This is a genomic window from Polaribacter sp. OB-PA-B3, from assembly GCF_054589375.1.
The window spans coordinates 101,921-116,309 of the sequence record NZ_BAAIIX010000005.1; the positions used below are offsets into that span (position 1 = coordinate 101,921).

Annotated in this window: 12 protein-coding genes; 5 read left to right on the plus strand and 7 right to left on the minus strand. The window is 29.1% G+C overall.

Translation table 11 applies throughout. From position 1 onward, the window contains the following. Positions 1-173 precede the first annotated feature (173 nt). From ACYPV9_RS10580 to ACYPV9_RS10590, 3 genes are all read right to left on the minus strand, one after another. A complete protein-coding gene (locus ACYPV9_RS10580) occupies positions 174-1,472 on the minus strand; it encodes a dipeptidase (RefSeq protein WP_459743564.1) in 1,299 nt (432 codons plus the stop codon). Between the two features lie 226 nt (positions 1,473-1,698). Next, positions 1,699-3,057 (minus strand): pyridoxal-phosphate dependent enzyme, encoded by a 1,359-nt coding sequence (locus ACYPV9_RS10585; RefSeq protein ID WP_459743566.1) that lies wholly within the window; start codon positions 3,055-3,057, stop codon positions 1,699-1,701. Positions 3,058-3,131: 74 nt separating this feature from the next. Beyond that, positions 3,132-4,367 carry an ABC transporter permease gene (locus ACYPV9_RS10590; protein ID WP_299061798.1) on the minus strand — a complete coding sequence of 412 codons (1,236 nt, stop codon included), beginning with the start codon at positions 4,365-4,367 and terminating at the stop codon, positions 3,132-3,134. A 4-nt stretch (positions 4,368-4,371) separates the two neighbouring features. Between ACYPV9_RS10590 and ACYPV9_RS10595 the strand changes: the two genes are divergently transcribed. Further along, a complete protein-coding gene (locus ACYPV9_RS10595; protein ID WP_459743568.1) occupies positions 4,372-5,631 on the plus strand; it encodes an exo-beta-N-acetylmuramidase NamZ family protein in 1,260 nt (419 codons plus the stop codon). A 25-nt stretch (positions 5,632-5,656) separates the two neighbouring features. On the opposite strand, the gene ACYPV9_RS10600 is transcribed toward ACYPV9_RS10595, so the two are convergent. After that, entirely contained in the window at positions 5,657-6,487 is an 831-nt protein-coding gene (locus tag ACYPV9_RS10600) for a sterol desaturase family protein (protein WP_299061428.1), read from the minus strand. A gap of 60 nt (positions 6,488-6,547) precedes the next feature. Beyond that, positions 6,548-7,072 carry a YkgJ family cysteine cluster protein gene (locus ACYPV9_RS10605; protein WP_079738533.1) on the minus strand — a complete coding sequence of 175 codons (525 nt, stop codon included), beginning with the start codon at positions 7,070-7,072 and terminating at the stop codon, positions 6,548-6,550. Positions 7,073-7,159: 87 nt separating this feature from the next. Between ACYPV9_RS10605 and argS the strand changes: the two genes are divergently transcribed. From argS to ACYPV9_RS10625, 4 genes are all read left to right on the plus strand, one after another. Then, a complete protein-coding gene (argS, locus tag ACYPV9_RS10610) occupies positions 7,160-8,935 on the plus strand; it encodes an arginine--tRNA ligase (RefSeq protein WP_459743571.1) in 1,776 nt (591 codons plus the stop codon). A 130-nt stretch (positions 8,936-9,065) separates the two neighbouring features. Then, positions 9,066-10,454, plus strand: coding sequence for a dihydrolipoyl dehydrogenase (gene lpdA, locus ACYPV9_RS10615; RefSeq protein WP_459743573.1), 1,389 nt, complete (start codon positions 9,066-9,068; stop codon positions 10,452-10,454). Between the two features lie 122 nt (positions 10,455-10,576). After that, positions 10,577-10,951 carry a LysM peptidoglycan-binding domain-containing protein gene (locus ACYPV9_RS10620; RefSeq protein WP_299061440.1) on the plus strand — a complete coding sequence of 125 codons (375 nt, stop codon included), beginning with the start codon at positions 10,577-10,579 and terminating at the stop codon, positions 10,949-10,951. A gap of 107 nt (positions 10,952-11,058) precedes the next feature. After that, positions 11,059-11,658, plus strand: a complete 600-nt coding sequence (locus ACYPV9_RS10625) for a hypothetical protein (protein ID WP_459743575.1) — start codon at positions 11,059-11,061, stop codon at positions 11,656-11,658. A gap of 11 nt (positions 11,659-11,669) precedes the next feature. Here the strand turns inward: ACYPV9_RS10625 and rlmF are convergent, their stop codons facing one another. Both rlmF and bshC read right to left on the minus strand, forming a co-directional pair. After that, positions 11,670-12,527, minus strand: a complete 858-nt coding sequence (rlmF, locus tag ACYPV9_RS10630; RefSeq protein ID WP_459743577.1) for a 23S rRNA (adenine(1618)-N(6))-methyltransferase RlmF — start codon at positions 12,525-12,527, stop codon at positions 11,670-11,672. Between the two features lie 70 nt (positions 12,528-12,597). Continuing rightward, positions 12,598-14,190, minus strand: a complete 1,593-nt coding sequence (gene bshC, locus ACYPV9_RS10635; RefSeq protein ID WP_459743579.1) for a bacillithiol biosynthesis cysteine-adding enzyme BshC — start codon at positions 14,188-14,190, stop codon at positions 12,598-12,600. Positions 14,191-14,389 lie beyond the last annotated feature (199 nt).

The following is a 14,389-nucleotide window of genomic DNA, read 5'->3' on the forward strand; positions in this document are numbered from 1 at the left end:
TGACATTTTATTAACATTTTTAAATACTTATTTAAAGTTTGGCACAGTAGTTGCAATTAAATAAATGAAAGCAACGTAGTAAACTGTTTTCATTGTGTAAATTATTTGAATTAGTTAGTTAAAAAAAACCATCTCTTTATTGAGATGGTTTTTTAGTTTACATAATAAATAAATTATATGGTTTGTTTAGCTTGTATTTCTTTTGCTACTTTTTCAACCTCATCTAAAACTCTTAGTAAATTTCCGTTCCATAATTGCGCTATTTGTGCTTCTGTATAGCCTCTTTTTACCAACTCTAAAGTTACATTTAAAGTTTCAGAAGCATCATTCCAACCATTAACTCCTCCTCCACCGTCAAAATCTGAACTAATACCTACGTGATCAATTCCTATTTTACTTATTAAGTAATCTATATGATCTACAAAATCTGAAACATTTACTGGTGTAACATCAGAAGACTTCATTTTCTCTTTTGCTTCTGCAGATAATTTTCTGTAAGTAGCAATAAAAGCATCTCTTTTTTCTGAACTTAATTTTCTTGCCTCTGCCCAAGTCATCATTTCTTCTCCTTTTGCTACCGCTAATTCTTTTATTACTTTATTTAATTCTTCTTTATAAATTTTATCTTTTTCTGTATTTACATAAGAACTAAAAGCAACTGTTTGCACAACTCCTCCATTCTCTTTCATCCATTGTAATTGTTCATCATCTAAATTTCTGCTATGATTACATAATGCTCTTGCAGAAGAGTGAGAAGCAATAATTGGTGCTTTAGATAAAGCAATCATATCTTTCATTGATTTTTTTGAAGGATGAGAAACATCAATCATAATTCCCCATTTGTTCATTTCTTTAATTACTTCTTTTCCTAAATCGCTTACACCATTGTGCAACCAAACATTGTCTTTTTCTCCGGTATTAGAATCACATAATTGACTATGACCATTATGAGAAAGACTCATGTATCTTGCACCCAAATCGTAAAATTCTTTTACCCTAGAAACATCTGTACCCAAAGGATAAGCATTTTCTACACCAATCATAGCTACCTTTTTTCCTGATGCATAAATTTCTCTAGCTTCTTTAGAATTTACAGCTAAACCAATTCTTTCTGGAGCAATTTCTTTGGTTAATTTATGAATTGCGTTGAACTTACTCATTGCATTTTTATATGCTTTATCATAACCTTCTTCTGTTAAATCTCCTTGACCTGTATACACAATAAAAAATGCAACATCTAAACCTCCTTCTTCCATATTTGGCAAGTTTACTTGGTTTTTTAATTTTTGAGTATAATTTATAGAATCTGTAAAGTTGGCTACATTTATATCAACATGTGTATCTAAAGTCATTACTTTTTTATGGATTTCTGTAGCTTTAGACAACATATCATCAGTTTTAGTTTCCTCTTTTTTATTTTCTTTGCAAGCAACTATTGCTGCAAGAATAAATAAGAATTTTAAATTTTTCATTTTTATTGAATTAAGTTAGTTAGTGTTTAAAGATAGATAATTCTTCAAAAAAACATATGTTAATTTTTCTACAAAAAACTACTTCCATTAATTTATAATCAGTAAAATTTAACTTTAAACATAAATAACTCAATAAAACTGTTTAAAAACCTAATTTTTTAAATATTATCAAAAAAAAAAAAGCTTTCTAATTAGAAAGCTCTTTTTAATAAATGTTGATACTATTTTAGATAGCACTTATAATATCATACTTTGTAATGATATGATGATTCCCATTTTCTAACGCTACTAATACTGCTTGATTCTCTTTATTTATCAATTTAGAAATCTCCTCTAATTTTGCAGATTTTTGAACAATAGGATAAGATTTACCCATAATATCTTTAATAGGTTTATCTGCAATATCTTTATCTGAAATAAAATTATGTAATAAAACAGATTCATCTATAGACCCTACAAAACCATTTACATCTTTAACAGGAATTTGAGAAATTTTAAAACCTCGCATTCTTTCAATTGCATGAGAAACTAACTCTTCTGTTTGTGCAGTAACCAATGGTTTATCCGAATGATTTTTAATTAAATCTGCAGCAGTTTTAATTTCATCTTCTAAGAAACCTCTTTCTCGCATCCAATCATCATTAAACATTTTACCTACATATCTACTACCATGATCGTGAAATAAAACAACTACAACATCATCTTTTGTAAAATGCTCTTTTAATTGTAACATCCCTTTAATTGCAGATCCTGCAGAGTTTCCGACAAAAATACCTTCTTCTTTTGCTATTTTTCTAGTGTAAACAGCAGCGTCTTTATCGGTTACTTTTGTAAAACCATCAATTAATGAAAAGTCTACATTTTTAGGCAAAATATCTTCACCAATACCTTCTGTTATATAAGGATAAATTTCATTCTCATCAAAAATACCAGTTTCATGATATTTTTTAAATACAGAACCATAAGTATCTATACCCCAAATTTTAATATTCGGGTTTTTCTCTTTTAAATATTTAGCTGTACCAGAAATAGTTCCTCCGGTACCAACACCAACTACAAAATGAGTTATCTTTCCATCAGTTTGTTCCCAAATTTCTGGTCCAGTTTGCTCGTAATGTGCTGTTGCATTACTAGGATTATCGTACTGATTTACATACCAAGAATTTGGTGTCTCTGTTCCTAATCTTTTAGAAACTGAATAATAAGATCTTGGGTCTTCTGGTTCTACATTGGTTGGACATACTATAACTTCTGCACCAACTGCACGTAAAATATCCATTTTTTCTTTAGATTGTTTATCAGAAATCACAAAAATACATTTGTAACCTTTTATAATTGCTGCTAAAGCTAATCCCATACCTGTGTTACCAGAAGTACCTTCTATTATTGTTCCGCCTGGTTTTAAACGTCCATCTGCTTCCGCATCCTCAATCATCTTTAAAGCCATTCTATCTTTAACAGAGTTACCAGGATTAAAGGTTTCTACTTTTGCTAAAACTAAGGCGTCTATTTCTTTTGTAACACTGTTTAATTGAACTAGTGGTGTGTTACCAATAGTTTCTAATATATTCTTTGCGTATTTCATTTCTTAAATTTCTAATGCAAAGATAAAATATTTTTATGCCTAAAAGTATGTTTTAAGAAACCTTAACCTAATTTTTAAGCGAACTTTATAGATTTCGAAGGATTTATTTTTGTGATGATGTATGAAGGAATGATCAACATTAAAAAACATAAAATTAATGTGCCAATATTTAATGCTAAAACTGCACCAACACTTATATGAACTGGCATAATAGAAACATAGTAAGTTTCTGGATTTAATGTAATTAGTTTAAAAAAATGCTGCATACCAATAATTGATAAACCAATTAAATTCCCCCAAAAAAGACCTTTTAAAATTAAATAAGATGCATTGTATAAAAAAATCTTTCTTATACTAGAATTACTACTTCCTAAAGCTTTTAAAATACCAATCATTTGCACGCGCTCTAATATTAATACAAGTAAAGCTGTAATCATATTTATACCTGCAATTAATATCATTATTGCAATAATAAACCACACATTATTGTCGAATAGTTTAATCCAATCGAATACAGCTGGATACGAATCTATTATAGTTTTTGCATTAAGTGTTAAACTTACTTCGCTATAAATTTCTTCACCTTTTTCTTCAATATTATCAAAACTATTTAAAACGACTTCGAAACCACCAACTTGGTTTTCTGTCCATTTATTTAATTTCTGAACCTCTCTAATATCTCCAATCATCATATTTTGATCAAACTGCATAAAACCAGAATTGTAAATACCTACAATATGGTATTTTCTATTAGATGGTAGTTTGTTTTGCAGCGTTTTTAAAAATGATGCAGAAATAGTATCATTTAATTTTAATTGAAGTCTATTTACTATTGTTTGGGATAATAAAACGCCTTTTGTTCTTGGCAACGTAAAATCTGGCAGTTTACCTTCTACTAAATATTCGTTAAATATAGACCAATCATAATCAGAAGATACTCCTTTAAAAACAACACCTTCAAAAGCTGTATCTGTTCTTAAAAGACCGCCTTTACTTGCAAAAACTTGTACGTTTTTTATACCTTCGATATTTTTAAATTTCGGGTAAAATTCTTGTTCAATATCTATTGGCGTTGTTGAAACGTCAGAATTATTATTGTCATAATTTACAATCTGCACATGACCTTTAAAACCAGCCATTTTATCGCGAATTTTTGTTTGTAAACCTGCAGCTGTTGCCACTGCAATTAACATAATAATGATTCCTAACGCAATTGCTGCAATTGCAATTTTTATTATTGGGGATGAAATGCTATTTTTATACTTTTTCCCTGTAATAATACGTTTGGCTATATATAACTCGTAATTCAAATTGATGACAGATTTTAAACCTTTCAAAAGTACATATTTATTCTTAGTTCTTTTACTGAATTTTAACCTGATTTCTTGTGCTCAGAAAACTAAAGTTATTCAGAATAGTGAGATCAAAACTATTTCTGAAATTAAAACAGGTGCAGAAAGAACCGAATTATATTTAAATCTTTTAAAAGGAAAAAACGTGGCCATTGTGGCAAATCAAACTTCTGTTTTAAACGTATTGCAAAGAGCCGAAATTGCTCCAAATGTTATGGGTTCTAAAAAAGTAACACAACATTTAGTAGATTTTCTACACAATTATAAAGATATAAATGTAAAAAAAGTATTTGCACCAGAACACGGTTTTAGAGGAAAAGCAGATGCTGCAGAAGTAATTAAAGATGGTTTAGACACCAAAACAGGTTTGCCAATTGTGTCTTTATACGGTAAAAGTAAAAAACCTTCTGCAAAACAATTAGAAAATATAGATGTTGTTGTTTTCGATATTCAAGATGTTGGTGTGCGTTTTTACACTTACATTTCTACATTGCATTATGTTATGGAGGCTTGTGCTGAAGCTCAAATACCTGTTATAATTTTAGATAGACCAAATCCTAACGGACATTACATAGATGGCCCTGTTTTAGAAATGGAACATAGCAGTTTTGTTGGTAAACATCCTGTACCTGTTGTTTATGGAATGACAATTGGCGAATACGGACAAATGATTAATGGAGAAAAATGGTTAATTAACGGAATACAATGCGATTTAAAAGTTATTCCGAATAAAAATTACATACATAATTCTAAGTATTCTATAGCTATTAGGCCTTCTCCTAATTTACCTAATGACAAAAGTATAAACTTATACCCTAGTTTAGGCTTTTTTGAAGGAACAACCATAAATGCCGGACGTGGAACAGAGTTTCAGTTTCAAAGATATGGTGCTCCTTTTTTTCCTAAAAGTGATTTTAGCTATGTACCAGTAGCTAATTTTGGAGCCAAATATCCAAAATATAAAGATAAACTTTGTAACGGAGTCAATTTAGAAGAAATACCGTTTTTAAATAAAATAGATTTATCTTTTTTAATAGATGCATATAAAAAAACACCAAAAACAGAAAAATTCTTTGGTAATACTTTTACAATTCATGCAGGCACAAAAAAACTACAACAACAATTAGAACTAGGTTTATCTGTTGAGGAAATTAGAAAAACTTGGGAAGCAGATTTGGAGAATTTTAAAGTTATTAGATATAAGTATTTAATTTACAAATAATTAAACTACTACTAATCTAATTTACTTATTCAACCCCAGTTGGTTTTCTATAACCTTGAAAAGGCTGTTTTAACAATTCTTTTAACGAAGAGTTTTTTATTGCATCCGGAAAAGTATCTACACCATACACAATTTTATCTCTATCAAATTTCATATAAGTACCAAAAATTCTGTCCCAAATAGAAAAGATGTTTCCGTAATTAGAATCTGTATAAGGCAATTTATAATGATGATGCACTTTATGCATATCAGGAGAAACTATAAAATAACTTAAAAAAGTATCTAATTTTGACGACATTTTAATATTTGCGTGTGTAAATTGAGTAAAAACTAAAGACATTGATTGATACATAAACACAATAGCTATTGGCGTACCAATAACAAAAACACCCAATAAAGTAAAAATAAAACGAATAACACTTTCTATTGGATGATGTCTATTGGCTGTTGTAGTATCTACACTATGATCTGTATGATGCACTAAATGGACCATCCATAAAACAGCAACTTTGTGTTCTACAAAATGAGCTAAATAAGCGCCAAAAAAATCTAAAAATAATATTCCTAAAGTAACATATAACCAAAGTGGCATTTCTGGCAACCAATTAATAAGTCCGAAATTATTTACAGTTACCCAATCTGCAGTTTTAAGCAATAAAAATGCCAACGAAAAATTTATAATTATTGTTGTAAAAGTAAAAAACAAGTTTGGTATCGCATGTTTCCATTTTTTGTAATTGAAATTAAATAATGGCAATGCACCTTCTAAAAGCCAAAAAAAAGTAATACCAGAAACTAGAATTAAACTTCTATGAGAAGATGGTATTGTTTCAAAATAAGTAAAAATAGTTTGCATAAATTTATTTTCTACTAAAATAGTCAAAATAAATTATGCAAGTTTTGATGTTTAAAGAGTTTAAGATCTTTTAATTTTCTTATTACCTTCTAAAGGCAAACGTTTTTTTAAGTTTTCTACAATATTATAAGTTGCAGGACAAATTGCTGTGTTGGCAATGGTTAAATCTGTTATACCGATAAACTTTTTACGATTTGTATGTGGATATTCTGCGCATGCCTTAGGCCTTACACTATAAATAAAACATGTATTATCACTTTCATCAAAAAAAGTACAAGGCGCAGATTTTAAAACCATAAAATCATCTTCATCTCTTTCTAAATACTGTGATGTAAATGCTGCCACCTTCATTTTTAGATATTTGGCAATTCGTTCTATGTCAACATCCGTAAAAATTGGGCTGGTAGTTTTGCAACAATTACCACAAGTTAAACAGTCTGTCTTTTCAAACTCTTTATCGTGCAATTCTTGCATTAAATAATCTAATCTTTTTGGCGTTCGTTTCTTTAATCTCGCAAAATATTTTTCGTTTTCTTTTTTTGCTTCTTTGGCTAATTTTGGGAGTTGTTTCAGCATTTTTTCCATGTTACAAAATTACAATTATTCTTCGGGAAAAATCACTCAGAAAAACAAATAAAAATCCTTAATTTTGTATTTCAATTTTATTAATAAATGAATATTCAAAACACCATAGAAACTAAAGTTAAAGAAGGTTTCTTAGCATTATATAATATCGAAATTCCGTCTGTAGAATTTCAAGCAACAAGAAAAGAATTTGAAGGAGACATTACAGTAGTTGTTTTTCCGTTGCTACGTTACAAAAAAGGAAATCCGGTACAAATAGGAGAAGATTTAGGTAGATATCTAGTAGAAAACGTTACTGAAATAACCAATTTTAATGTTGTAAAAGGATTTTTAAATTTAGTTATAGACGATTCTTTTTACACAAACTTTTTTAATGCAATATTAGAAAACACTTCTTATGGTTTAGAATCGCCAAAGGCTAATGAGAAAGCTATTATGGTAGAATATTCTTCTCCAAATACAAACAAACCTCTTCACTTAGGCCATGTTCGTAATAATTTATTAGGATATTCTGTTGCAGAAATTATAAAAGCTTCTGGTAAGAAAGTTTATAAAACGCAGATAATTAACGATAGAGGAATTCATATCTGTAAATCGATGCTGGCTTGGGAAAAATTCGGAAACGGAGAAACTCCTGAATCTACAGGTTTAAAAGGGGATAAATTAGTTGGTAATTATTATGTAAAATTCGATCAAGAATATAAAAAAGAGATTGCAGATTTAATGGCTGCTGGCAAAACTGAAGATGAGGCCAAAAAAGAAGCTCCGTTATTTTTAGAAGCACAACAAATGCTTTTAAAATGGGAAGCTGGGGATAAAGATGTTGTTGCTTTATGGGAAACCATGAATGCTTGGGTTTACGCTGGTTTTGATGTTACTTATAAAAACATGGGAGTTAACTTTGATAATCTTTATTATGAAAGTAACACTTATTTATTAGGGAAAGATGTAGTTGCACAAGGCTTAGAAAAAGGTGTTTTCTTTAGAAAAGAAGATGGTTCTGTTTGGTGTGATTTAACTGATGATGGTTTAGACGAAAAAATTGTTTTACGTTCTGACGGAACAGCGGTTTACATGACACAAGATATTGGTACAGCCATACAACGTGTTAAAGACTATGAAGATGTTGGCGGTATGGTTTATACAGTTGGTAACGAGCAAGATTACCATTTTCAGGTTTTATTCTTAATCTTAAAGAAACTAGGTTTCGATTGGGCAAAACAATTACATCATTTAAGTTACGGAATGGTAGATTTACCCTCTGGTAAAATGAAATCTAGAGAAGGAACTGTTGTAGATGCTGATGAATTAATGATAGAAATGACAGATACTGCGAGAGCTATTTCTGAAGAACTAGGCAAGTTAGAAGGGTATTCTGATGAAGAAAAAGAAGAGTTGTATAAAACGATTGGTTTAGGCGCTTTAAAATATTTCATATTAAAAGTAGATCCTAAAAAGAGAATTTTATTCGACCCGAAGTCTTCTGTAGATTTTCAAGGAAATACTGGTCCTTTTATTCAATATACATATGCCAGAATTCAGTCTATAATTAGAAAAGCAAATTTTGATTATTCGAAACCTGTAACTGTAGATTTACATGAAAAGGAAAAAGAATTATTAAAACAATTAGAATTATATCCAGAAACTATACAGCAAGCTGCTGCTAATTATTCGCCAGCAATTATTGCTAATTATACATATGATTTGGTGAAGGAGTTTAATTCTTTTTATCAAAATGTACACATTTTAGGAGAGCAAGATTTAGATAAAAAAACATTTAGAGTTCAATTATCTAAAAAAGTAGCAGAAACTATAAAATCGGCATTTTCTTTATTAGGAATTCAGGTTCCTGAAAGAATGTAAAAAAGTTAGTAAATTAGCACGCGTTAAGGATTGAAGTGGCATCCTTTTTTTGAGGTACGATAAAAAAGATATAACGGAAAGCCTGTTAAAACGCCCAAAATAAAACAAACAACTAGTAAATATTAAAAAAATGAAATACGACATCATAATTATTGGAAGTGGACCTGGAGGATATGTTACGGGAATTAGAGCTTCTCAATTAGGCTTTAAAGTTGCCATTGTAGAAAAAGAAAGCTTAGGTGGAATTTGTTTAAATTGGGGATGTATCCCAACAAAAGCCTTATTAAAGTCTGCTCAAGTTTATGATTACTTAAAGCATGTTGATGAATATGGTTTAAAAGCAGAAGCAATTGATAAAGATTTTGACGCTGTAATTAAAAGAAGTCGTGGTGTTGCAGACGGAATGAGCAAAGGTGTTGCTTTTTTAATGAAGAAAAACAAAATTGATATTATTAATGGTTTCGGTAAAATTAAAACTGGTAAAAAAGTTGATGTAACTGCAGAAGATGGTACTGTAACAGAATATAGTGCAGACAATATTATTATTGCAACTGGTGCACGTTCTAGAGAATTACCAAACTTACCTCAAGATGGTAAAAAAGTAATTGGTTATAGACAAGCAATGACGTTGCCAACGCAACCAAAATCTATGATTGTTGTAGGTTCTGGTGCAATTGGTGTTGAGTTTGCTCATTTTTACAACTCAATGGGAACAGAAGTTACTATTGTAGAGTTTCAACCAAACTTAGTTCCTGTAGAAGATATCGACATTTCTAAACAATTTGAACGTTCTGTTAAAAAATCTGGAATTAAAGTAATGACAAATTCTTCTGTAGAGTCTGTTGATACTTCTGGTGATGGTGTTGTTGCAACTGTAAAAACTAAAAAAGGAGAAGAAACTTTAAAAGCAGATATTTTATTATCTGCGGTTGGAATTAAATCTAACATCGAAAACATTGGTTTAGAAGATGTAGGTATTATTGTTGATAGAGATAAAATCTTAGTAAATGATTTTTACCAAACTAACATACCTGGTTATTATGCAATTGGAGATGTTGTTCCTGGACAAGCTTTGGCGCACGTTGCTTCTGCAGAAGGAATTACTTGTGTTGAGAAATTAGCAGGTTTACATACAGAAGCTATCGATTACGGTAACGTACCTGGTTGTACGTACGCAACTCCAGAAATTGCATCTGTTGGTATGACAGAAGCAAAAGCTAAAGAAGCTGGTTACGAGCTTAAAGTTGGTAAATTTCCATTTTCAGCGTCAGGAAAAGCGAAAGCTGCTGGTACACCAGATGGTTTTGTAAAAGTAATTTTTGATGCAAAATATGGTGAATGGTTAGGTTGCCACATGATTGGTGCTGGTGTTACTGATATGATTGCAGAAGCTGTACTTGGTAGAAAATTAGAGACTACTGGTCATGAAGTTTTAAAAGCAATTCACCCTCACCCAACAATGAGTGAAGCTGTTATGGAAGCTGTTGCAGATGCTTATGACGAAGTAATACATTTATAAAGTTAATCACTTATACATTATTATCATTTAACTATAAAATTTGTAGTTTAATCGAAAAACCAAAGCTTTTAGCTTTGGTTTTTTTGTACATTTAGGCTATAATTAAAAATCAAAAAATTAAAATGAGAGCAAAATATCAAAGTGTATTAAATCTAGGAGAAGAATTAGCAATTAAAAATGGAGATGTAAAAGAAGAAAACGGCGTATTACATGTTGTAGGTACTGCAAAAAACCAATATGAAAAAAATTTACTTTGGGATGAAATAAAGAAAGTTGGTGGTGAAAACCCTACAGATATTATGGCAGATATTTCTGTAGAAGATACTTCTATCTTTGCAAGCCATACTGTAAAAAGTGGAGAGACTCTTGGTAAAATCGCAAAGCAATATTATGGTAAATCATCTAAATATACTGCTATTTTTGAAGCAAATACTAATATCTTAAAGAGTCCAGATGTAATTCATCCTGGTCAAGAATTAGTAATTCCTAATTTATAAAATAGTATCACAAAATATATTCGAACCGAAGTTAATAGCTTCGGTTTTTTTATGAAATAAGTTTAAACAACTTAACAAATACTGTACATTTACATTTTATTATGCACATGATTACAGACAAAAAAAAGTTTTTTATTGAAGTTATTAAAGGTATTTTAAAACTAATAATTGCAGGTGTTTTTATTGGTTATTTAAAAGAATACGACTTAATAATTGCCTTAATTTTAATAGCAAAACTTACGCACAATGTTTATAAAGAAATTATTAAGCCTAACCATAAAAATTGGTTGCTACTTATAGGAATGCTTTTAACTTGTTTTGGTGGTATTGTTGGTGAAACTTGGGGCGTTGCAAATGGTTATTGGGAATATCATGAAGTTAGCAGAGAATTGCCGCTTTGGTTACCTTTTGCTTGGATGTATGCTTTCTATTTTTTGTACAAATTAGAATTGAAATTAATTCCGTTACTTAAAAACAAAAGCCAAAAAAATAAAATTGTTTTAGCGCTAATTTTAGCTTTAATACTTCCTGCTTTCGGTGAAGTAATTACGATTCAGTTAGGAGTTTGGACCTATTATTGGCCTTATCAACTTTTCGGAGTTCCGTTATACGCTTTTTTATGCTTGGTATTTGTACATATGTTGGTGTATACAATATTACACTATTTATGTAAAAAATATAATATTAAAGATTTAGTTTACAATTAAACAAGCTTTAATTAAAACCGCCAACAAGCAATTCTAGTTACCTTATTACCTTGATTCATTGGTATTACCTTAAACTCAACCGCACCCAATTTTTTAGAAGACTTCTCTAAACTATCAATATTTTCTTTTTTAGAAACTAAGCTTGTAAACCATTTACTTTTGGTTTTAAATAAAGAACTTTCATATAAATAATTGTGTAAAAAAGCTTTTTCTCCGCCAACATACCAAAGTTCGTTATTATTACCAGAAAAATTTCTAACTGCATTATTTCCTAAATTCTTAGTTTTTCTTCGGTTTGCACCTTGTGCTTCTTCTGCAGATTTATAAAAAGGAGGATTGCACATTGTTGCTGTAAAATAATCCTCATCTTCAATAATTCCTTTTAAAATATTTTGCTCGTTAAATTGCTGACGTAAAGTTATCTTCTCTTCTAACTTATTATCGTAAATAATATCTTGTGCATAGTCTAAAGAATCTAAATCAATATCAGAGCCAATAAATGTCCAATTATATTCTGCTACACCTAAAATAGGATAAATACAAGTTGCTCCCGTTCCGATATCTAATATTTTAATATTTTCTTCGGATGAAAGCAAATCAGATAAATGATGAATGTAATCTAAACGACCAGGAATTGGCGGACATAAGTTTTCATCTGGAAAATCCCAAACAGACAAATCTTTATAAGAAAACAAAAGTGCTTTATTAAGTTCTTTTACAGCCTTCGGATTTGAAAAATCAATACTTAAATTCCCATAATTATTAGTTGCTACAAACTCCTTTAAATTAGGATTATTTTGAACAAGTACATCAAAATTATAACCTGTATTAAATTTATTTCTAGGATGTAAACCTTTTTCTTTACTCATAAATATCGATATTTTTAAAACAACTAATAGTTTTATGCCTTACTTTTAGAACTATAAATTTCATACTAAATTAAAGTTCTAAAACTGTAAATTGTAAGTCTAAAGGTTTTAAAGATTTTTTTAATGCTATTATAAATTCTTTGCCATATTCTAAATAATATTCAGAAAAATTTCGCTGTCTTTCTTCTAAACTTTGATTTGGTAAAATTTCATTTTGAAGAAAAGTTATTCGATCTACTAAATCTTTTTGTCTTCTTTTTTCTGCTCTTATCAACCTTTTTTGCAAATTTTCTAAACCTTTAATTTGTTTCTTTTCTTGTGCTTTTACAGCATTAATAAAAGTAACATCCGTTTTTTCTGCTACAACTTTTAACTCTTTAAATTGTTGCTCTAAATAATTTATTTTTTCATTAAAATTTACTTCTAAATCTGCATTTTGAATTACTTTTTTGGATAATAATTCATGCTGATCTAAAAAAAGTTCTTCAATAGAAATATCTAATTTATCTAATTTACGCTGTTGTTTTTCTGAAATAACTTGTACAGAATTTCTTAATAATAAAATAGGAAAAGGAACATTTACCTTCTTAAAATATTTTTTCAATTCGAACCAATATGCCATTTCACCTCCACCACCCAAATAACAAATATTTGGTAAAATAACTTCTTGATATAAAGGTCTCATAATTACATTTGGTGAAAATGCACTCGGGTTTTGTTCTACTTCTTTTAGAATTTCTGATTTAGTAAATGTAATTTCTGTGTTGTTTACCTTATAAATTCCATCTTCAAAAACGATACGTTCTCTAAAATTATCACCTAAATAAAATAAATTAATCTCTCTAGGGTTAACTTGTATTTTATAATTTTCTTCTAATTTTTCTATTGTTTTCGAAACTTCTTTATATGAAATACCATTTTCTAATTCTTCATAAACAAAAGGAATAAAGAGTTCTTTTAATTCTTTATCATCTCCATCAACAATTATCAAACCATACTCTTTAAACAATTCGTTTGCTATATATCGAGTTGCTTCTGCTAAATTATTGTGCTTTAAATAACCTTCAGAAAAAAGATTTTTTAAATATGTTGCATTTTTAGAACCACCTAATTCATTTGCAAAAACATTTAAAACATTTTCTAAACCCTTTGTAGAAAATCTTCCTACTGCACCACCATCTTCTCTGTTCCAAACAACTTTTTTACCTTTAAAGTTAAAATAGTTTATTTCATCAAAATCGTGATCTTCTGTTGCCATCCAATAAACTGGCACAAAATTTTTCTCAGGAAATTTTTCTGACAATTCTTCTGCTAAATTAATTGCAGAAATAATTTTATATAAGAAATACAACGGTCCTGTAAATAAATTTAATTGATGACCAGTTGTAATTGTAAAAGTATTTTTAAGTTTTAAAAGATGTATGTTTTCTTCCGTTTTCGACGAAACATCAAAATTTAGATATTGATTTTTTAATGCTTCTGCTAAAACCAAACGTGTTTGCAAACTAAAAGATGTTTCTTTTTCTTCTATTTGATTATAAAACCCTGTAATGTCTGGAAAATTATTGTAAAAAGGTTTTAAAGAATCTTTTTGCTCTAAATAATCTATCATTGTATTAGAGAAAAAACCTGTTTTTTTAAACGGAATTTGAGTAACTTTCATTAGGCTGCAAAGTTTTTAATACAACAACATTCTATATCTATCTTACTGCTCATTTTAACTTCTAAATTTTTTATAAAAATACAACTATTTTAAGCTTTGTAAATCACTACAAATCAATCTAACAAACTTTTAACAAGTTCTATTTTATGCAAATTAACAATTTTAAAAATATATTATTACATTTGGTTTTCTAATCAAA